Below are 20321 nucleotides of genomic sequence, written 5' to 3'. Positions count from 1 at the left end.
GTGGGTTAACGCTGGTTTGTTAGTCAGCAATGACGTAAGTTAACGACACGGAAATTCCTCTATCAGTGACGCTGGGTGTTTACTAGCGCAAAAAGCTAAGCTTCCCTATACATGGACTTTATTGCACCTTTTCAACGCGTTTTATCGCGATTCCCGCAAGCGCCTGTAGCTAAACTCATTACTGCTGTACTGGTCCTCGCCAGTTTGTATGTGGCGGCCTTGATAACGTGGCAGCTCTTACCGCAACCAGACAGCGGTAACGCCCCCAAATGGAAGCCCAGCGGCCACAGCCAAACTCAGGTTGATTCCGGTTCAATTGAACCGCTGTTGGCGTTGAAGCTATTCGGCAAAGCCGATCCTAAAGCCAATAAGCCCGCCGCCCCGGTAGAGCGCGATCTGATCAACGATGCCCCGAAAACCACCCTGCGGATCCTATTAACTGGCTTAGTGGCCTCGTCGCAAGAGGATCGCGGCATCGCCATTATTGAAAGCAGTGGCAACCAAGAGACCTACGGCATTGGCGACAAAATCAAAAGCACCAACGCCAGCCTGCACGAGGTGTATGCCGACCGTGCCATTATTCTGAATCAGGGCCGGTACGAAACCCTGATGTTGGATGGGGTGGAATACACCCGCGAAGTCAGCTCTGAAACGCAACGATTGCGTAAAGCCCCGGTCAAAGACGTACGCGACAATGCCGCCGTCAGCGGTGCCGTGGCGGAAGCTCGCCAAGCGATGTTGAGCGATCCGGGCAAACTGACCGATTTTATTAGTATTTCACCGGTGCGCGATCGCGAAGCCGGTGGCATGAAAGGTTACCGACTTAATCCCGGCAAGAAAGGGCGTCAGCTGTTTCTTGAAGCGGGTTTGAAACCGAACGATTTAGCGGTTTCAATTAATGGCTACGATCTAACGGATTTAGGCCAGGCGGCACTGCTGATGAGTGAACTGCCACAACTGACTGAAGCATCCGTGATGGTGGAACGGGATGGGCAATTGACCCAAGTCCTGTTCTCGTTGCCAAACCAATAAAGCGCACTAGGCGAAGGAATAACAATGAGCAAAATGCAGCGTCGACTGCCGTGGTTGAAGAAGCAGATTTTGGCGGGGATGTTAGCCGGGGCTTCGGCTTTCGCGGTTGCGGCCGCCCCAGCCCAGTATGCCGCCAACTTTAAAGGCACAGACATTCAAGAGTTTATCAATATCGTTGGTAAAAACTTGAACAAAACCATCATTGTTGACCCCACCGTGCGCGGCAAAATCAACGTGCGCAGTTACGATTTACTCAGTGAAGATCAGTACTACCAGTTCTTCCTGTCGGTATTGCAGGTGTATGGCTACGCCGTGGTGGAAATGCCCGGCAACAACATCATCAAAGTACTGAAAGATAAAGATTCTAAAGACGCAAACATCCGTGTTGCTGACGACCGTAACCCCGGTGCTGGCGACGAGATGGTGACCCGCATTGTGCCGCTGTACAACGTTGAAGCGAAGCAGCTGGCGCCGTTGCTGCGTCAGCTGAACAACAACGCCGGTGGCGGTAACGTGGTGAACTACGATCCGTCGAACGTGTTGATGATCACCGGCCGCGCCGCCACGGTAAACAAGCTGGTTGAGATCGTGAAGCGGGTGGATCTGCAGGGCGACACCAAGGTGGAACTGGTGCGACTGAAGTACGCCAGCGCCTCAGAAATGGTGCGCATCATTGATGCCTTGTACCGCGGTGCCGGCAGCCAAGGCGCCGCTGGCGCAGGCAGTGCCCCTAAAGTGGTGGCGGATGAACGCACGAACTCGGTGGTGATCAGCGGCGACGAACGCGCCCGCACCCGTGCCGCTGAACTGGTACGGGATTTAGACCAAGACATGCAAAGCTCTGGCAACACCAAGGTGGTGTACCTGAAGTACGCCAAAGCCAAAGAGCTGCAAGAAGTGTTGACCGGTTTTGCGGAAAGCCTTGAAAAAGAGGACGGCGCCCAAGCCAAGAGCCGTTCCAGCAAAGGCATCACCATCATGGCGCACGAAGATTCCAACGCCTTGGTGATCAACGCGCAGCCGGATCAAATTCAAACCCTCGACAGCGTCATTCGCCAGTTGGATATTCGTCGTGCACAGGTGTTGGTAGAAGCGATCATCGTTGAGATCTCCGAAGGCGACGAAGTGGGCTTTGATGTGCAGTTTGGCACCACCGCCGGTGGCCTAGTGCAGTACAACTCCAGCTTCGGCACCAGCATTGGCGAGATTGGCGCTGGCTTGTGGGATGCGCGTGGCGAAGATGGCGCAACCTCTTGTGTCACCAACGATTCGGGTAACCAGACATGTACAACCAACCCGGATACCGATGGCGACATCACCACCCTCGCCGCCGCCTTATCCAAGGTGAATGGCATGGCGTGGGGCGTGGCGATGGGCGATTTTGGTGCCTTGATCCAAGCGGTTGCCGCAGATTCCAACTCCAACGTGCTGGCCACCCCAAGCATCACCACCTTGGATAACCAAGAAGCGTCGTTTGTTGTTGGTGATGAAATCCCGGTGATCACCGGTTCTTCGGCGGGATCCAACAACGACAACCCATTTACCACCGTTGAGCGTAAAGAGGTGGGGATCAAGCTGAAGGTGACCCCACAAATCAACGAAGGCAACGCGGTACAGCTGGAAATTGAACAAGAGGTATCGAACGTCAGCGGTCGTACCGCGGTCGACGTGACCTTTGGTAAGCGCACCTTAACCACCACCGTATTGGCGGATTCCGGCGAAACCGTGGTGCTGGGTGGCTTGCTCAATGAAGACGTGCAGGAATCGGTGTCTAAGGTGCCAATTCTGGGAGACATCCCATGGATCGGCAACATCTTCCGTTCCACTTCCTCAAAGAAATCCAAGCGCAACTTGATGGTGTTCATTAAGCCAACCATCATCCGCGACGATGCCACCATGAGCGCCATCTCTGGCCGTAAGTACAACTTCTTCCGTGGCGAACAATTAAAGCAGCGGGAAGAGGGCATCAACCTGATGCCGGGCGTTGATGTACCCGTGATGGACGAATGGATTGTGCCAGACGGCATGAGCCCAGAGATCATGAAACTGCTGCAACGTCATCAGTCGGGGGAAGGCTTAGATACGCCAATGCGTAACGAAACCGAATGGATGAAAAAAGCAGTGGACGATGTCTCTAACAGCAACGACAGCAGCGGCTTGATCAACACAGGAAAAGGCGATGAGTGATGCGCCAACCACCGTTGATGGCCAGCCACTGGCTGAGGCCGAGACCGTAAGCAAATTGCGCTTACCGTTCGCCTTTGCCCGCCGCTCTGGGGTGATGATTGATGACCGCCCCGAGCAACCGCTGCTGTGCCATACCCCTAACGCTGCCATGGCGGCGTTGTTGGAAGCCCGCCGCTTTGCTGGGCAATCGCTGCCACTGCAGCTGTTGCAGCAAAGCCAGTTCGATCTGCAACTGACCGAACTGTACCAACAGGACTCCTCCGAAGCGCAGCAGTTGATGGAAGACATCGGCAAAGATGACGACCTAACCTCGTTAGCCGACGAACTGCCAGAAACCGAAGATCTGCTCGATGCCGACGACGACGCGCCGATCATTCGCTTGATCAACGCGCTGCTGTCGGAATCGATCAAACTGGGTGCCTCAGACATTCACGTTGAAACCTACGAGAAAGAGCTGGTGGTGCGTTTTCGGGTGGATGGCGTCTTGCGTGAAGTGCTGAAGCAGCAACGCAAAATTGCCAGCCTGTTGGTGTCGCGCATTAAGGTGATGTCGAAAATGGACATTGCCGAAAAGCGCGTTCCGCAAGATGGCCGGATCTCGTTGCGGATCGGCGGCCGTGCCGTGGATGTACGGGTGTCGACCATGCCCTCTTCCCGTGGCGAGCGGGTGGTAATGCGTTTGCTGGATAAGAACCAATCGGTGCTGAACCTGGAACAACTGGGGATGTCGGCGCCGATCCGTGACCGCTTTAACGTGCTGATCCGCCGTCCTCACGGCATCTTGCTGGTGACGGGGCCAACCGGCTCGGGTAAATCCACCACCTTGTACGCTGGCCTTACCGAGATCAACAGCCGCGATCGCAACATTCTGACCGTGGAAGATCCGATCGAGTACGAACTGGAAGGGATCGGCCAAACCCAAGTGAACACCAAGGTCGACATGACCTTCGCCCGAGGTCTGCGCGCCATTTTGCGTCAGGATCCCGATGTGGTGATGGTGGGTGAAATTCGTGATTTAGAAACCGGCCAGATCGGGGTGCAAGCCTCGTTAACCGGCCACTTGGTGATGTCGACGTTGCACACCAACACCGCCTCTGGCGCAGTAACCCGTTTGCAAGACATGGGGGTGGAACCGTTCTTGGTGTCATCCTCGTTGCTGGGGGTGTTGGCACAGCGTTTGGTGCGAACCCTATGCCCAGAGTGCAAGGTGCCTTACCAAGCCAATGCCCGTGAGCTGGAACTGCTGAGCCGTGCCAGCCACGAACAGGTGACGTTATATAAACCCCACGGCTGCGACAGCTGTAATCAAGGGGGCTATAAGGGCCGTACTGGCATCCATGAATTGCTGGAAGTGGACGATGAGATCCGCGAATTGATCCACAGTGGTCGCGGCGAATTAGCGATTGAAAAATACCTTCGCACCACCACGCCATCGATCCGAGAAGATGGTTTTAACAAGGTGTTGGCCGGTGCCACCACCTTGGAAGAAGTGATGCGAGTAACGCGGGAGGAGTAACCGATGGCCGCGTTCGAATATCAGGCGCTGAACCCCAAAGGCAAGCAAGTCAAAGGGGTGATTGAAGCCGACAGCGCCAAGCAAGCTCGAGCCCAGCTGCGCGAGCAAAAGTTGATGCCGTTAGAGCTGACCGAAGCCGCTAAGCGTGAGCAAAAAACCGCGGCATCGCCCGGTTTCACCCTGTTTAAACCCAAGATCAGTGCCACCGCACTGGCGCTGATCACTCGCCAGTTGGCGACGTTAGTGGCTGGTGGCCTGCCGCTGGAAGAGTGTTTAAAAGCGGTGGCCGAGCAAAATGAACTGCCGCGGCTAAAAGGGATGCTGATGGCGGTTCGGGCCAAGGTGGTGGAAGGCTACAGCTTGGCCGAATCCATGGCGGAGTTTCCGCAGATCTTTGATGAACTGTTTGTGGCGATGGTTGCTTCGGGCGAAAAGTCGGGCCACCTTGAGGTGGTACTCGAACGCTTGGCCGATTACACCGAAAGCCGCCAAGAGCTGAACTCGAAGATGACTCAGGCGCTGGTGTATCCGGTGATCCTAACCATTGTGGCCATCTCGGTGGTGATCTACTTGCTGACCGCCGTGGTGCCCAAAGTGGTGTCGCAGTTCGAACACATGGGCCAAGCTTTGCCCGCCACCACCCAGTTTTTGATCGACACCTCTGAATTTTTGTTCAATTACGGCCTCTACCTATTAGCGGTGTTGGTGTTGGCGTTGGTGCTGTTTCAGCAGGGGCTGCGAAAACCGGCGTTTAAGATGCGTTGGCACGAAATGCTGTTGAAGCTGCCGCTGATCGGCAAAATCTCCCGCGGCCTGAACACCGCCCGCTTTGCCCGTACCCTAAGCACCCTGACGTCATCGGGCGTGCCGATGCTCGAAGCGATGAAAATCGCGTCCGACGTATTGCTGAACTTGCGGGTTAAACACGCGGTGTCCGACGCCACAGCCAAAGTACGTGAAGGTGCTTCGCTGCGGGGCTCGTTAGAACAAACCAAGCTGTTTCCGCCGATGATGCTGCACATGATCGCCTCTGGCGAGAAATCCGGCGAGCTCGATAGCATGTTGGGGCGGGCGGCGGATAACCAAGATCGCGAATTCGAAGGGTTGCTGACCGTAGCCCTTGCGGTGCTACAACCGCTGATTGTGGTGATAATGGCGGGCATTGTGATGTTCATTGTTATTGCTATTTTGCAGCCGATGTTGGCACTAAACACCATGATTTAATTCAAGAAGTTTTAAGGAAATTAAGCAATGAAAAGGTCTAACCTGAACCGTCGCCAGCGCGGTTTTACTCTGCTGGAAGTGATGATGGTACTGGTGATCATCGGCGTATTGGCTTCATTGGTGGCACCAAACATTTTGGGTAACCGTGATCGCGCCAACGTGCAAAAAGCCGTGGCGGACATCTCTGGTCTCGAGAACGCCTTGCAGATGTACTACGCCCACAACAGCGTCATGCCAACCACCGAGCAAGGCTTAGAAGCGTTGGTGCAGCGCCCATCCATCTCGCCAGAGCCACGTAACTACCAAGACGGCGGTTACATTCAGCGTTTGCCTACCGATCCATGGGGCAGTGATTATGTGTTGCTGAGCCCGGGCGAAGTCAGCCGTTTTGATCTGTGCAGTACTGGGCCAGATCAACAGTTGGGCAACGAAGACGACATCTGCAACTACAACCTTGGCGATTACCAGTAATGGCCTTCGCTTGTCGCCAAGCCCCGCAGCAGCGGGGCTTTACCTTGTTAGAGCTGTTGTTGGTGGTGACCTTGATTGGGATCCTAGCCACTTCGGTCACCTTGGTGATGGGCGGCGATAAAACCCGGGAAACGGTGCTGGAACACGGCAACGAATTTACCGTGGTCATTGGCACGGCCTTGGAAGAGGCTGAGCTAACCGGCGAGCTGTTTGGGGTGGTGGTGGAAGATGACCGCTACTTCTTTGCGCGCTGGAACCTTGATGACAATGACTGGGAAGCGATGGGCAACAGCGATCCGCTGTTCCGTGAACGCAGCTTGCCAGAGGGGCTAACCATGTCGCTGCAGCTGGAAGGGCTGCCGCTGTCGCAAGATGAAGATCTTGATGAGTCTGAATTTGGTTTAGATGAATCGTTGTTTGAAAAAACCGACGAAGAGAAAAAACAGCGGCCAGAGCCGCAATTGTTGCTACTGCCATCGGGCGAGATGACCGCCTTTAATCTGCAATTTTTAAGTGTCGATCGCCGCACCCGCCGCGACAGTTTAGAACTGATTGGCAATCCCCTTGGCCAGATCCGCTGGGCCCACGAAGCGGAGCAACAATGACGCGCACCAACCGAGGTTTTACCCTATTAGAGGTGATGGTGGCGTTGGCCATCTTTGCCACTGCGGCGTTGGCATTGATGAACACCGCCACCATTCAGCTGGGCAACGGACCGCTGCTGACCGAGCGTGCTTTAGCGAACTACGTTGCCCATAACCGCATGGTTGATATTCAGCTGGACGATCCATTCCCAGAGTTAGGCAGCAAAAAAGGCGACAGCGAACTGGCCGATCGTACCTGGTATTGGCAACAACGGGTGGTGAAAGCCAGCGATGAAGAGCTGCGGATGATTGAAGTGCAGGTGGCGCTGGATCGCAGCTTCGACAACGTGTTAGCGGAGGTGCAGACCTATGTTGTTAACCCCGACTAACCAGCGCGGCTTTACCTTAATTGAGATGCTGATGGCGATGGTGGTGTTTGCCATGTTGGCGCTATCCAGCGCCGCCGTGTTGCAGCAAACCATTCAAACCGACGAGATCAGTCGCACCAGCCAGCAACGGTTGAAATCATTGCAACGCACCATGACCATGATCGAGCGCGACTTTGGCCAGATGGTGGGTCGTGGTAGCCGCAACAGTTTTGGCGAGGTCAGCAACCAACTGTTTGAGTATGGCGACAACTACGCCGACTCCGATGGCCAAGGGATCCGCTTTCACCGCTTGGGCTGGTTAAACCCCCAAGGCCGGTTGCCGCGTGGCTCAGTGCAGCAGGTGATCTACCGCCTGCGAGAACAAAAGCTGCAACGGCTGTACACCCTCTATCCGGATCCGGTGGAAGGGGAAGAGCCGATCGAGCTGGAATTGATGGATGAGGTGCTCGATCTGCAATTCGCTTTTTACATCGACGGCAGCTGGGTAACGCAAACCGATGGTCAACAATTTCCGCAAGCGGTCGCGGTAGAGATTGAACTGGCCGACTTGGGCAAAATCCGCCGCCACATTTTGCTGGCCGATGGCGTGGGCAGCAGCGACGAGTCTGAGCAACAAGAAGGCACAGGCAATAACGGCAATAACAACAGCAATAACAACGGGAGTGGCAACGGATGAGGCCACAACGGGGAGTTGCGTTACTGACGGTACTGCTGGTGGTGGCCATTATGGCCACCATTGCCGCGGGCATGAGCAGCCGCAGCTATTTATCACTGCGGCGCACCATTAACCTGAACAACCAAGAGCAAGCCTACTGGTATGCGCTGGCATCCGAAGCGTTAACCAAGCGGGTGCTCAAGCAAGATTTTGACGACGCCGATGGCACCATCCATCTGCAGCAATATTGGGCCACCGCTGATGTGGTTTATCCGGTGGATAACGGCACCATTGCGGGGTCGATTAGCGACATGCGCAGCTGCTTTAATCTGAATGCGTTATCGCAAGGGTTAACGGATGAGGAAAAGCAGCAAGATCCTTATCAAGCGCCATTGCCCGCACGGCAGCTGATTGCGATGCTCGAAGCTTATGAGCTTGATGCCTATAGCGCCGAGATGATGGCGGATCGAGTGCGAGACTTTGTCGATAGCGACAACGACACCGCCGGCAGTTACGGCGCCGAAAACCCGGAATATCAGGGGCGTGCCTACCCCTATCAAGCCCCAAACCAACTGATGCAACACCACAGTGAAGTGCGTGCAGTGTTGGGGGTGTCGGCCAAACTGTATCAGTTCTTAGAGGATCGCATTTGTGCCATCCCTGGCAACGACCGGCAGCTGTTGAACGTCAACACCTTAGATCCAGCTGAACCACAGTTGTTGGTGGGTATGCTCGAAGGCAAGCTCAGCAACGAAGAGGCGCAAGATGTGCTGAATGCACGTCCGGCCGATGGCTGGGAAACCATTGAAGATTTTTGGGCCGAAGGCACTATGCAGCGGCTGAATGATTTGAACAGCAAGGTAAAATCCACCTTGGTGCTCGACAGTAAATATTTCCGACTCCGTGGCGGTGCCAAAACCGATACCGCGGTGTTTCGATTAGAAAGCGTGTTGCGACGGGACAGCGGTGACAAACTCACCGTGGTCAGCCGTCAATTTGGAGGCCAACAGTGAGCGAACGATTGGTGGTACGACTGGGCAGCCAAGCCCAGCAACCGATCCCTTGGGTAACCTGGTCAGAACAGCAGCAGGGCGTGATCAGCTCTGGGGTATTGCCCGACGCCAGCGCCTTGGCCAGCTTAGCGGAACGCGCCGGTGGCCGTCCGGTGGAAGTGCTGGTCGACAGCAGCGCCATCACCTTTACCAGTGTCACCATTCCCGCGAAAGCGCAGCGCCAAGCATTAAAAGCGCTGCCATTTATGCTGGAAGACACCTTAGCCGATGACGTCGACGAGCTGCATTTTGTGCCTGGCCCGCGTTATGGCGATCAGGTGCCCGTGGCGGTTGTGCGGCATCAACAAATCAAACAATGGCAGCAGTGGTTAGAAGCCGCCGAGTTGCCTTGCACCCGCATGGTGCCAGACATTTTGGCGCTGCCTCGAGTGGCTGAAACCGAACTGTCGCTGTTGCAGCTGGAATCGCAGTTGCTGCTGCGTCGAGGCGAGATGGCCGGAGAGGTGATCGATCCAGAATGGCTCGGCCTGCTGGGGACCAATCGGGATGATGGCGCCCAGCCGTGGGCGCTGTTTACCCCGCTGGCATTGCCTGCTGGGGTGGAAGGCGTTGAACAAGCGTTAGAGCTGCCGATGCAGCAGTTGGCAGCGGGGTTCACCAAGGCCCCAATCAGCTTATTAAGCGGGCCCTACGCGCCCAGCAAAGAGTTGGGAAACGCCGTGAAACTGTGGGCCAAGGTGGGCATTGCTGCTTCGGTGCTATTGCTGCTGACCATGGTGAACAGCGGTTTGCAGATCAATCAGCTGCAACAGCAGCGAGCGGAGCTGCGCGCCGAGCAAGAGCGCATCTACCGTGGCTTGTTCCCAAATGAAAAGCGGATTGTTAACCCACGCAGCCAACTGCAAGCCAAGGTGCGTAGCCTCGGCGGCGGCGGTGGCAGCACCGAGCTGTTTGCGATGCTTAAGCAGCTGCAGCCCAGCTTCCAAGCCAGCCCCGAAGTAAAGCCGCAAGGGTTACGCTTTGATGCCAGCCGTGGCGAGATCCGCTTGCAGCTCAGCGGCAAAGACTTTGCTCAAATTGAGCAGTTCAGCGACAGCGTAAAACAACAATTTACCGTACAAACCGGTGCCCTGAATAACGACGACAATGGCGTCAGCGGCACCCTAACGGTGAGGGCCAAAGGATGAACGCATACCTGCAACAACTGCAGCAATTTTGGCTGGATCGCACCGACCAAGAACGTCGACTGATGGCGGTGGCTGGGCCACTGCTGTTGGTGGCGATCTTTTACTGGGGCCTATGGCAGCCATTACAACAATCCCTTGAGCTGGCACAAAAACAGGTGGTGGCCGAAACCAAGGCGTTGGCGCAAGTAAAGCAAAATGCCAACCGCTATGTGAGCCAAGGTGGCCAAACGCAAGGGCAGGCGCCAGCAGTTCGTGGCAGCTTAAGCCAACTGGCCAGCCGCAGCGCCAAAGCCAACCGTTTGGTGATTGAGCGGATGCAGCCTCAGGGCGATAAATTACAACTGTGGTTGGAAGACGCTGAATTTGACCGCTTGATGGGTTGGTTAGCGGAATTGAACGGCCAAGGGGTGCAGATCAATGCACTGGATCTCAGCGCCACCGACGAATCCGGCCTAGTGCAAATTCGTCGCTTGCAACTGACCAAGCCGTAACGGAGAGCCACGGTGAAACAAGCAGTAAAATACAGCCTGATTGGGGCGGTGATCTTTAGTTTCTTTTTACTGATCAACACCCCTGCGGCGTGGATCTGGCAGCTGTTGCCAAACAAACCAAAACAGGTGCAGCTAAGCGAGATCTCAGGTTCGTTATGGCAAGGGAAAATCGGCTACGCCAAGGTGGCGGGACGAGAATTGGAACAGCTGAGCTGGGATCTGATCCCCAGTGCCTTACTGGGCGGCAATGTTGCCCTGGATCTCAGCATTGATGGCGCCGTTGTGCAGGGCAAAGGCCATGTGCAGTACGGCTTGGCTGGCTTACAGGCACAGGGGCTGCGTTTACAAGCGCCGCTGCCGTGGTTGGTGGGCAAGCAACGTTTGCCTTTACGCACCCGCTTAGCCGGTGGCGTGACCTTAAACCTACGCACGTTAGCGCAGGGGCTGCCTTGGTGTGAGCAACTGCAAGGACGGCTGCTGCTGGAGCAATTGGATGTAAACAACCAGTTTGGTGCCTACCCGCTGGGCAACATTGCCGCCAACTTAGGTTGTCAGCAAGGGCAAGTGGTGGTGCAGGTGGATCAGGCTGAGAACCGCATTGGGGTTAATGGCGAGCTGCGCCTACTGGCGAATAACCAGGTGCAGGTGAACGCCACCATCCGCGAAACCGAGGGCCAGCCCGATAGTCTCCGCCAAGCGTTAAGCTTTATTGGTAAGCCAGACGCCAGCGGTGCTTATCCTCTGAATTACAGTGGCGCCATTCCGGGTTTGTAACGGTGACGTCGATGCGGCGGCGTTTTATCATTGGTGAATGCCGCATTGGCACCCACCCTAAGTGAACACTCATCAGCTAAGGCAGGCAGCATGAGCGCAGAAAAACCGGAGATCCTTTCCAACCAGCTGGTGGCGCAAAGTCGCTTGTTTAAAGTGGAGCAATTGGAGCTGCGCTTTAGCAATGGCGAGCGCCGCACCTATGAACGGATGCGAGGCGGCAGCAGCGGTGCGGTGATGGTGGTGCCGATGATTGATGCCGAGCACATGCTGCTGGTGCGCGAGTACGCCGCCGGAACCCACAGTTATGAACTAGGCTTCCCGAAAGGATTGATTGATCCCGGTGAGGTCGCAGCGGACGCCGCCAACCGTGAGTTACAAGAAGAGATCGGCTACGGCGCTCGAACACTGCAGCCGTTGCAACAGGTGGCGTTAGCCCCCAGCTATTTTTCCAGCAAGATGGATATCTTCTTGGCCCAAGATCTGTACCCAAGTCGTTTGCAAGGGGACGAGCCAGAACCACTAGAAGTGGTGAAATGGCCCATCGCAGATATCGACGGTTTGTTAGCGCAGAGCGATTTTTCTGAGTCTCGATCGATTACGGCCTTGTTTTTAGCGCGCAAGCGTTTGAAACTGGATAGATAGAAGTTGCAGTAGTTTTAAGGTGGTGTGGAGTGAGTCGCCTGCAATCCTTGCTTGAACCGGTTATCGCCATCGCGACAACCGCGGGTACTAAAATTCTCGAAATTTACGAAAATGGTCAGTTTGAAGAGCTGACCAAATCCGACAATACCCCGGTGACCAGTGCTGATCTGGCCGCCCATCAATACATTATTCACGCTTTAGCGGCGTTGGCGCCGGAGATCCCGATCCTGTCGGAGGAAGACGCCGACATTCCCTTTGCCCAGCGCCGTAACTGGCAACGCTATTGGCTGATCGATCCCTTAGACGGCACCCAAGAATTCATTGCTGGCAGCGGTGATTTTGCGGTTAACATCGCCCTGATTGAAGAGGGTGTGCCGATCATGGGGGTGATTTACGCTCCGGTGTCCAAGGTGTGTTACTTCGCGACCCGTGGCCACGGCGCCTTCAAGCGCGTTAACGACCACACTGTGGCCATTCATAGTCGCAGTGTTGCCGCCGATGAAAATCTTAAGATCGCAGTCTCTCGTCGTCAGCGTCGCGAAAGCATCTTGGCGCGCTTAAACGATCATTGGAACTACGATCTGGTGCCCTTTGGCAGTGCCTCCCTTAAAAGCTGCATGGTGGCTGAAGGTGAAGCCGATTGTTACCTGCGCTTAGGGCCTACGGGCGAGTGGGATACCGGCGCATCACAATGCGTGGTCGCGGAAGCGGGCGGGGTGATTGTTGATACGTTGTATCAGCCTCTGAGCTACAACGAACGCGAAAGCCTAGAGAACCCCAATTACATGGTGCTGGGATCGCAGCAGTTGCCGTGGCGTGATATTTTGCCGCCGGCGTAACGGCTTACCCACCGATGTTTGCTACAACAAGGCCGCTTAATGAAGCGGCCTTGTTGGTTCAGCGGCGCAATTAACGCTGATCTAAGAATTGATGCAGCTCTTGCCAGTTGCCTTGAAACAGCACTGGCGCCGACGATTTACTGCGCTGGTAGTGGTACATCGGATCGTAGTAATCCAGCAGCATGGTTTCAATCCAGTTGCGGTGGCCATCTAAGTCGCCTCGGGCCTGCTGGGCGCTGATGGCGGTTTGCATCTGCTCACGCAGCTGTTGATAACGTACCTGCCCTAAGCGTTTTTGTACCCGCTCTAGGCTGCTGAGCAGGTAATCACTAAAGGCGAGCCAACCCGCTTCTTCGCCATCCCGCGCGAGGTATTCTTGCAGCTTACTGGTGACGTAATCTTTTAAGGTTTGTTCAACTCGCTCGGCATTGGTGCGTTGCAAAATCACCTTGGGCGCCAGCTTCATCTGGTTAAACAGTTCCAGTGGCAACGATTCTCGGCCAATTAAGCGGCTTTCATCTTCCAGCAGCAACTTTGGTTGCTGTCGGTTGTGACGGATCAACGCCAATGCCAGTTGGTTTTCAAAATCGATTTGGCTGGGTTGCTCGGTCAGCATACGGCCGAAGCTGGAACCGCGGTGATTGGCCAGACCTTCTAAATCAACGCTGTCGCGCCGTTCATTGAGGAAATCGGTTTTGCCGCTGCCGGTCATGCCGGACACGATGATCAGATCGCTGCTGCTGGCAACGCGTTCGGTTTCACTGATCAGATAGTGTCGTACCGCTTTGTAGCCGCCTTCAATGTAAGGGCGATCGTGACCTGCGGCGGCTAACCACTGTTGGCTGATTTGGCTTCGCATGCCGCCACGAAAACAGCACAGAACGGTGTCTGGCTGGGCAGCAACTTGCTCGGCCCACGCTTGCACTCGCGCTGTTTTAATGTCGCCACTGACCAACTGATGGCCCAGCGCGATGGCCGCTTGCTGGCCTTTGTGCTTATAGCAGTGGCCAATTTTGCCCCGCTCTGAGTCGTTCATCAGAGGCAGGCTGATCCCACCGGGCAAGGTACCTTTACGATACTCCACCGGCGCACGCAGATCGATGATCGGAGTTTGGTTGAGCAGTAAGGGCAGGTATTCGGCGGGCGCTATGGTGTTCGACATGGGCTACTCAGCAAAGAAAAAGCGGCGAGTACAATACTCGCCGCGGTCGATAGTAGCAAAGGCCAGCGCCCAGAGAATAGAGGAAAGGTCAGCGCTGTTGGCAGGATCACGCCATCGCGTGCAATTGCTGTCGCAGCTGTTGCCACTGTCGCTGCTGCTGTTGCATCGATTGGCGTAACTCTTTCAGCTGCTGTCGTGCCTTACGATCCAGCTTGTGTTTGTTCACTTTCAGCAGCCGTTGCTTTTCTCCGTAGTAGGTTTGCAACCGTTGCAGCAGCTGTTCATATTCCAGCTCTAAGGTGGCCAGCATCTCTGCGGCTTGCTGGTTACTGGCGCAGCGCAATTGGCTGGCGCGCAGTTGCATCTTCAATTTGGCGGTTTCAATGCGATCTTGTGGGGTTTGGCGTAAGCCGCTGGCCAGCCCGAATTTGCTCGACAGCTGGATCAGCCACTTGGTTGGATCGAAGTGCCACCACTTGATGCCGTTACGGTAGTCATACTCGAAGGTGTGGTGGAAATTGTGGTAACCCTCGCCAAAGGTGAACAGTGCCAATACGCCGTTGTCTTTCGAGCTATGGGCATCGCTGTACGGCTGGTTGCCCCAAATGTGGGCTAGGGAATTAATGAAGAAGGTGCCGTGATGGACAATCACGACCCGTAAAAAACCAATCAACAGTAAGCCGCCCAAGGCATCACCTAATAGGGCGCCAACCAGTAAGGGCAGGGCAATGTTTGTGCCGAGTGCCAGCGCGATGTAATGGCGATGCTGGAACATCACAATGGGGTTCTTTTGCAGATCGCGAACGTTGCTGGGCTCGGCTTCACTTAAGCCGTGATCCCGCAATAACCAACCCATGTGGCTGAACCAAAAGCCACGGCCAGCGGAGTAGGGATCGCGATCGTTGTTGTCGACGTGCTTGTGGTGTACGCGGTGATCACTGCACCAATGGATAATGGTGTTTTGCATCGCCATGGCGCCACCAATGGCAAAGACCCACTGCAACAGTGGGTGGGCTTGCCACGCACGGTGCGACCACAGGCGGTGGTAGCCTGCGGTGATCGACAGGCCGCTCCAACCCCAAAACAGGAAGGCCGCGATCCAGAGTGAGCCAGCATAGCCGTGTTCGAAGCCATACCAAGGTACGGCGGTGAGGGCGATGATTAAGGTGCCAAACAGCACGATGTTATTGAGCCACAATACAGGTTTGTTTTTGTTCATCCGTGATAAATCTTTCAGCTTACAACTGTTAGCCATTTTCGTGAATCGTTATCAATTTGCAAGCGCGATAAGCTCCTTGGCTGCAAATTTACTGAGATAGCGATACTATCGGGCTGTTTTAAGTTTAGGTGGTGGCCCATGGGAATCCGAGCACAACAGAAAGAAAAAACCCGCCGCGCCTTGGTGGATGCGGCATTTAACCAATTAAGTGCTGAGCGTAGTTTCTCTAGCTTGAGTTTGCGCGAAGTTGCGCGAGAAGCAGGCATAGCGCCAACCTCCTTCTATCGCCACTTTAAAGACATGGAAGAGCTAGGCTTAACCATGGTGGATGAAGGCGGCTTAACGCTGCGCCAGCTGATGCGTAAAGGGCGACAGCGGGCAGAGCAAGGTGGCAGCATCATCAGTGCGTCTATCCAGATTTTCATGGAATTCATTGATGAGCACCCCAACGTATTTCGACTGTTACTGCGGGAGCGCAGCGGCACCTCTGCCGCGTTTCGTGCGGCGGTAAATCGCGAGATCCGTCATTTCACCGACGAGCTCACCGATTTCTTCATTGATCGCGACAGCATGGATCCACGTTTAGCTTACGCCCAAGCCGAAGCGATGGTGGTGTTGGTGTTCGCCTCGGGTTCCGAAGCGCTAGACATGAACCGTAAAGAGCGGAAGGCTTTAACTGAACGGCTGATTTTGCAAGTTGCGATGTTGTCTGTCGGTGGCGAAACACTGCCTAACAGTAAGCGTTTTGAGCAGCGCATCGGCTCAAGTTAACGTGATGGCGGCAACCACTGTACTAACTGAAGGGGGATGGACGAGATAACGCTCACTAAAGTGGCAAAGTGAGATCTCGGCTGTGGATCTGCCTTGGCTAACTGAGTACAGTTTGCATCAAATGATGCATTTAGGATGCAACTTATGTTGAACATCGATGATCCCAAAGCCGTCGAGCGCACCCCCGCGTTACTGCGTTTGGGTTTTCGCCCCTTCTTTTTGCTGGCTGCCGTGTGGGCGCTGGTTGCGATCCCGCTGTGGTTATTGAGCTGGTATCACCCGCAGTTCAGCCCATTCGGGCAACAGTTTTGGGCTAAAGTGGTGCCTCTGTGGTGGCACCCCCACGAAATGCTGTTTGGCTTTGCCATGGCAGTAGTGGCGGGCTTCCTGCTCACCGCATCGCAAAATTGGACCAGCCAGCCAGGGTTAAAAGGCACTCAGCTTGCGATGGTGGTGAGCCTGTGGGCTTTAGCGCGGTTAACGTTGATGCTGCCAGATTTGGTGCCGTTGTGGGTGCCGGCGTCGTTAGATTGCGCGTTCCTACTTGCGGTGGCGTTAAAGCTGGCGCTGGTCATGAGTAAAGTGCGCCAATGGCGTAATTTTGTCTTTCCGGTAATGATGCTGGTGGCGGCGGGGATCAACATGCTCAGCTACTGGGCCTTGGCTAACCATAACTTGTCGTTCAGTTTGCAGATCTGGCAAGGGATGATCTGGTGGTTGGCCTTGATCATTACGGTAATGGGTGGCCGCGTGATCCCGTTCTTCACCGCCACTCGCTTAAAAGTGGAAAAGCGACCACCGTTGCCATTATTGGAATGGACACTGCCGCTGTTACTGGTGGTGTTGCTGGTTAACTCGCTGCTGCCGTTTCTGGGTCACCTACCTAAGGCGCTGATCTTAGCGGTGGCTGGGGTGTTGCAACTGATCCGCTTGGCACGCTGGTATCCGCTTAAAACCCTGAAGATCCCGCTGCTGTGGTCTTTGCACCTGAGTTACCTCTTCTTGCCAATTACGCTGCTGCTGATGGCGTACTACGCCGATAACCCGTTGTTAGAGCGCCAGCTGATGCACCTTTTTGCTATTGGCACCATGGCGGGCGTCTGCTTGGCAATGATCAGCCGTGTCTCTTTGGGGCATACCGGTCATAACATCTACCAAGGGCCCAACATGGCACCGGCGTTTTTGATGATTGCGGCGGCGGCACTGGTGCGAACCATTTTGCCATTGTCTGATCCGGCTCAAACGGCCAGCTGGCACTGGTTAGCCGCGCTGCTATGGTGCGGGGCTTTTGGGATGTTCTTGTGGCATTACGCCGGGATCTTATCTCGGCCTCGCAAAGATGGCCGTCCGGGATAAGTTCCGTAAAAACACAAAACCCGCCAATTGGCGGGTTTTGTTGTTCTCGCGCAGGGTTATTTGCGCTCGAGCAAGACACCGGCTTCCATATGGTGGGTGTAGGGGAACTGATCAAACAACGCCAATTGGGTGATGTTGTGGGTTTGCCCCAAAGTCTTCATGTTCTCTAGCAACGTCTCTGGATTGCAAGAGATGTAGAGGATCCGTTCGTAGCCTTGCACCATCTTCTCGGTTTCGCTGTCCAGACCGGCGCGTGGTGGATCAACAAAGATGGTGTTGCAGTTAAACGCGTGCAGATCGATGCCTTTCAAGCGGTTGAACTCGCGCACGCCATTCATGGCGTCGGTAAAGTCTTCTGCTGACATGCGGATAATGGTGACGTTATCGATGTTGTTCTTAGCAATGTTGTGTTGCGCCGCCTCAACCGACGGTTTGGCAAGCTCGGTAGCCAACACCCGCTCGAAGTTTTGCGCCAATGCCAGCGAGAAATTACCGCTGCCACAGTACAGTTCCAACAGATCCCCATCGCTATTGCGGGTGGCATCTACCGCCCACTCCAACATCTGCTCAGCCACTTTGCCATTGGGTTGGGTAAAGCTGTTTTCGATTTGGCGATAGTGGTACGGCTGGCCGTGTACGTGCAGTACTTCATCGGCGTAATCGCGATCAACCATGATTTTTTGCTTACGGGCGCGGCCAATAAAGGACACTTTATTACCCCAAGCCGCACGCAACTTGTTGATCTCGGTTTCCCACGCTGCATCCAGCTGGCGGTGATACAGCAAGCTGATCACCAACTCGCCGCTTAAGGTCGATAAAAAATCGACCTGAAACAATTTAAAGCGCAGTGCTGGGTTGGGCAGTAACGCCTCGCGCAGCTTCAACATGTATTCGTTGATCAGGGCACTGGCTGGCAAGAACTGAGTGACGGCCACTCGCGCTTGCGCGGCTTTGTCGAACATCACGTAGTTCAGATCATCGCCGTCGTGCCAGATCCGAAACTCAGCACGCATTCGGTAATGTTGCGGTTCGGAGCGGAACACTTGCAGTTCTGGGGTAGCGTAATCGGCAAACAGCTCGCGCATGCGCTCGCATTTGGTCGCCAATTGCGACTCATACTGACTGGGATCAAGAGCAGACAGATCCATGGGGTTCTCCGAAGCGAGGGTAATCGTAAAGGGGGCAAATTCTAACCACAGCGGCGCACAAGTCCAGATCTCTTGGTGGATCTGGGCAGCTATGTGAGAATTGCCCCTCTATTTTACCGTGGTTTGTCTGCAATTGCTGGCAGCCACCTGCAACCAAGACTGTGTTTAGGGGTTATGGCGTCCATATTACTGTTTGACTCTGGGATCGGCGGCTTATCGATTCAGCACCACATTACCCAACGTCTGCCGGAACTCACTATCCACTACCTCGCAGACAATCAGCGCTTCCCTTATGGTGAGCTGTCAGAACCGCAATTGATCAATGGCTGCGTGTCGTTGATCCAAAGGTTTCTTGCCGAACACGACATTAGCTTGGTGGTGATCGCTTGTAATAGTGCCAGCACCTTAGTGCTTGCTGCTTTGCGCCAGCAAATATCAGTGCCGGTGGTTGGCGTTGTACCGGCCGTGAAACCGGCGGCACAACTGACCACAAATAAGGTGGTGGGGTTACTGGCCACACCCGGCACAATCCAGCGCCAATACACCAATGAGCTGATCAAGGCCCATGCGAGTGATTGTGAGGTATTGCGGATCGGCACCAGCGAGTTGGTGCAGTTGGCTGAATGCAAGCTGTCAGGGCAAACGGTAAATCGGCAGCAACTGCAGCAGATCCTAATGCCCTTTATCCACGCACGTACGATGCCCGATACCATCGTACTGGGGTGTACCCACTTTCCACTGCTTGCCGATGAATTAACGGCAGTCTTAGGTGAGCAAGTGCAGCTGGTGGATTCAGGGGTGGCGGTGGCACGCCGAGTAGAGGATCAACTGCCAACGACTATGGCAGTAAATTCTTCAACGGTTGCCAGCAAAACCAATCAGTTCTTCTATACTGGCTCTGCGCCTAATGTGGCGTTGCAGCAACAACTGCAGAAGCTCGGCTTCAGTCAATGTCGGCTGTTTAACGCTTAAAATGCACCTTATCGTTGGCTCTTTGTTCACACTGACGCAAAACTAAGCGGTCGAACGGTTTATTGCATATTGCGCTTGCGCCAGCTCAGTCAGTCTCTATAATGCGCTTCCTGTCGACGGGGCAGCACAGCAAACGCTGATGCAGCAACGGTTGATACGGCGTCAGCCACTCAGTTAACTTCTCGGATAACTCCTTGACTTGCTAACTTAACTGGCTAAAATGGCGCTCCGCTTCAAACCTTAAGCCGAAACGCTTAAAACATGAAGTTTGGCCGAAAAAGAAAGTTCAACTTTCTGCTTGACGGTCACTGAGGAAAGCGTATTATACGCACCTCGCTTCGGCAACGAAGCAACGCTCGCAAGAGCCGCTCTTTAACAATTTATCAGACAATCTGTGTGGGCACTCACGTGGAATAGAGAAATCATCATTTCTCAATTTTACTGAGTGACTATACGAAATTCAGTATTCATTGAGTGTCTGGCTTTTTAAGTCGGACAAAAAATCAAATCTTTAATTGAAGAGTTTGATCATGGCTCAGATTGAACGCTGGCGGCAGGCCTAACACATGCAAGTCGAGCGGAAACGACAGTATTGACTCTTCGGATGATTTACTGGGCGTCGAGCGGCGGACGGGTGAGTAATGCTTAGGAATTTGCCCAGTCGAGGGGGACAACAGTTGGAAACGACT

Annotated in this window: 20 protein-coding genes and 1 rRNA gene; 18 read left to right on the top strand and 3 right to left on the bottom strand. The window is 54.6% G+C overall.

Features of this window, described 5'->3' with window-relative positions; all coding sequences use genetic code 11:
- Window positions 1-111: 111 nt before the first annotated feature.
- From gspC to cysQ, 14 genes are all read left to right on the top strand, one after another.
- Window positions 112-1032 carry a type II secretion system protein GspC gene (gspC, locus tag Q0796_RS04540; RefSeq protein WP_298440632.1) on the top strand — a complete coding sequence of 307 codons (921 nt, stop codon included), beginning with the start codon at window positions 112-114 and terminating at the stop codon, window positions 1030-1032.
- A 24-nt stretch (window positions 1033-1056) separates the two neighbouring features.
- On the top strand, window positions 1057-3219 hold the full coding sequence (gene gspD / locus Q0796_RS04535; protein WP_298440631.1) for a type II secretion system secretin GspD: 2163 nt from the start codon (window positions 1057-1059) through the stop codon (window positions 3217-3219).
- Entirely contained in the window at window positions 3212-4735 is a 1524-nt protein-coding gene (gspE, locus tag Q0796_RS04530; protein WP_298440629.1) for a type II secretion system ATPase GspE, read from the top strand. The genes gspD and gspE overlap by 8 nt, the downstream gene beginning before the upstream one ends.
- Before the next feature lie 3 nt (window positions 4736-4738).
- Complete coding sequence (gspF, locus tag Q0796_RS04525; RefSeq protein WP_298440627.1) at window positions 4739-5959, top strand: type II secretion system inner membrane protein GspF; 1221 nt, start codon at window positions 4739-4741, stop codon at window positions 5957-5959.
- Between the two features lie 27 nt (window positions 5960-5986).
- On the top strand, window positions 5987-6430 hold the full coding sequence (gene gspG / locus Q0796_RS04520) for a type II secretion system major pseudopilin GspG (RefSeq protein WP_298440625.1): 444 nt from the start codon (window positions 5987-5989) through the stop codon (window positions 6428-6430).
- Window positions 6430-7035, top strand: coding sequence for a type II secretion system minor pseudopilin GspH (gene gspH, locus Q0796_RS04515; protein WP_298440622.1), 606 nt, complete (start codon window positions 6430-6432; stop codon window positions 7033-7035). The genes gspG and gspH overlap by 1 nt, the downstream gene beginning before the upstream one ends.
- Window positions 7032-7403, top strand: a complete 372-nt coding sequence (gene gspI, locus Q0796_RS04510) for a type II secretion system minor pseudopilin GspI (protein WP_298440620.1) — start codon at window positions 7032-7034, stop codon at window positions 7401-7403. The genes gspH and gspI overlap by 4 nt, the downstream gene beginning before the upstream one ends.
- On the top strand, window positions 7384-8079 hold the full coding sequence (gene gspJ / locus Q0796_RS04505; protein WP_298440619.1) for a type II secretion system minor pseudopilin GspJ: 696 nt from the start codon (window positions 7384-7386) through the stop codon (window positions 8077-8079). The genes gspI and gspJ overlap by 20 nt, the downstream gene beginning before the upstream one ends.
- A complete protein-coding gene (gspK, locus tag Q0796_RS04500; RefSeq protein WP_298440617.1) occupies window positions 8076-9071 on the top strand; it encodes a type II secretion system minor pseudopilin GspK in 996 nt (331 codons plus the stop codon). The genes gspJ and gspK overlap by 4 nt, the downstream gene beginning before the upstream one ends.
- Complete coding sequence (gene gspL / locus Q0796_RS04495) at window positions 9068-10258, top strand: type II secretion system protein GspL (protein WP_298440615.1); 1191 nt, start codon at window positions 9068-9070, stop codon at window positions 10256-10258. Before gspK ends, gspL begins: the two co-directional genes overlap by 4 nt.
- Window positions 10255-10749, top strand: coding sequence for a type II secretion system protein M (locus tag Q0796_RS04490; protein WP_298440613.1), 495 nt, complete (start codon window positions 10255-10257; stop codon window positions 10747-10749). Before gspL ends, Q0796_RS04490 begins: the two co-directional genes overlap by 4 nt.
- 12 nt (window positions 10750-10761) lie before the next feature.
- Window positions 10762-11523 (top strand): type II secretion system protein N, encoded by a 762-nt coding sequence (locus tag Q0796_RS04485; RefSeq protein ID WP_298440611.1) that lies wholly within the window; start codon window positions 10762-10764, stop codon window positions 11521-11523.
- A 90-nt stretch (window positions 11524-11613) separates the two neighbouring features.
- A complete protein-coding gene (gene nudE, locus Q0796_RS04480; protein ID WP_298440609.1) occupies window positions 11614-12165 on the top strand; it encodes an ADP compounds hydrolase NudE in 552 nt (183 codons plus the stop codon).
- A 29-nt stretch (window positions 12166-12194) separates the two neighbouring features.
- On the top strand, window positions 12195-13004 hold the full coding sequence (gene cysQ, locus Q0796_RS04475; RefSeq protein ID WP_298440606.1) for a 3'(2'),5'-bisphosphate nucleotidase CysQ: 810 nt from the start codon (window positions 12195-12197) through the stop codon (window positions 13002-13004).
- Between the two features lie 70 nt (window positions 13005-13074).
- On the opposite strand, the gene mnmH is transcribed toward cysQ, so the two are convergent.
- Both mnmH and Q0796_RS04465 read right to left on the bottom strand, forming a co-directional pair.
- Window positions 13075-14166: a tRNA 2-selenouridine(34) synthase MnmH gene (gene mnmH, locus Q0796_RS04470; RefSeq protein ID WP_298440605.1), complete on the bottom strand. Its 1092-nt coding sequence runs from the start codon at window positions 14164-14166 to the stop codon at window positions 13075-13077.
- A 106-nt stretch (window positions 14167-14272) separates the two neighbouring features.
- Entirely contained in the window at window positions 14273-15385 is a 1113-nt protein-coding gene (locus Q0796_RS04465) for a fatty acid desaturase (RefSeq protein ID WP_298440604.1), read from the bottom strand.
- A gap of 138 nt (window positions 15386-15523) precedes the next feature.
- Between Q0796_RS04465 and fabR the strand changes: the two genes are divergently transcribed.
- Both fabR and Q0796_RS04455 read left to right on the top strand, forming a co-directional pair.
- Complete coding sequence (gene fabR / locus Q0796_RS04460) at window positions 15524-16156, top strand: HTH-type transcriptional repressor FabR (protein ID WP_298440602.1); 633 nt, start codon at window positions 15524-15526, stop codon at window positions 16154-16156.
- Between the two features lie 144 nt (window positions 16157-16300).
- Window positions 16301-17512, top strand: coding sequence for an NnrS family protein (locus Q0796_RS04455; RefSeq protein WP_298440600.1), 1212 nt, complete (start codon window positions 16301-16303; stop codon window positions 17510-17512).
- Window positions 17513-17568: 56 nt separating this feature from the next.
- Here the strand turns inward: Q0796_RS04455 and trmA are convergent, their stop codons facing one another.
- On the bottom strand, window positions 17569-18660 hold the full coding sequence (gene trmA / locus Q0796_RS04450; RefSeq protein ID WP_298440598.1) for a tRNA (uridine(54)-C5)-methyltransferase TrmA: 1092 nt from the start codon (window positions 18658-18660) through the stop codon (window positions 17569-17571).
- 174 nt (window positions 18661-18834) lie between these two features.
- On the opposite strand from trmA, the gene murI reads away from it, so the two are divergent.
- Window positions 18835-19632: a glutamate racemase gene (murI, locus tag Q0796_RS04445; RefSeq protein ID WP_298440597.1), complete on the top strand. Its 798-nt coding sequence runs from the start codon at window positions 18835-18837 to the stop codon at window positions 19630-19632.
- A gap of 512 nt (window positions 19633-20144) precedes the next feature.
- Window positions 20145-20321 (top strand): 16S ribosomal RNA (locus Q0796_RS04440); the annotation flags it as partial.

The organism is uncultured Ferrimonas sp., from assembly GCF_947489035.1.
GTDB lineage: Bacteria > Pseudomonadota > Gammaproteobacteria > Enterobacterales > Shewanellaceae > Ferrimonas.
This window is presented reverse-complemented; position numbering and strand designations above follow the sequence as displayed.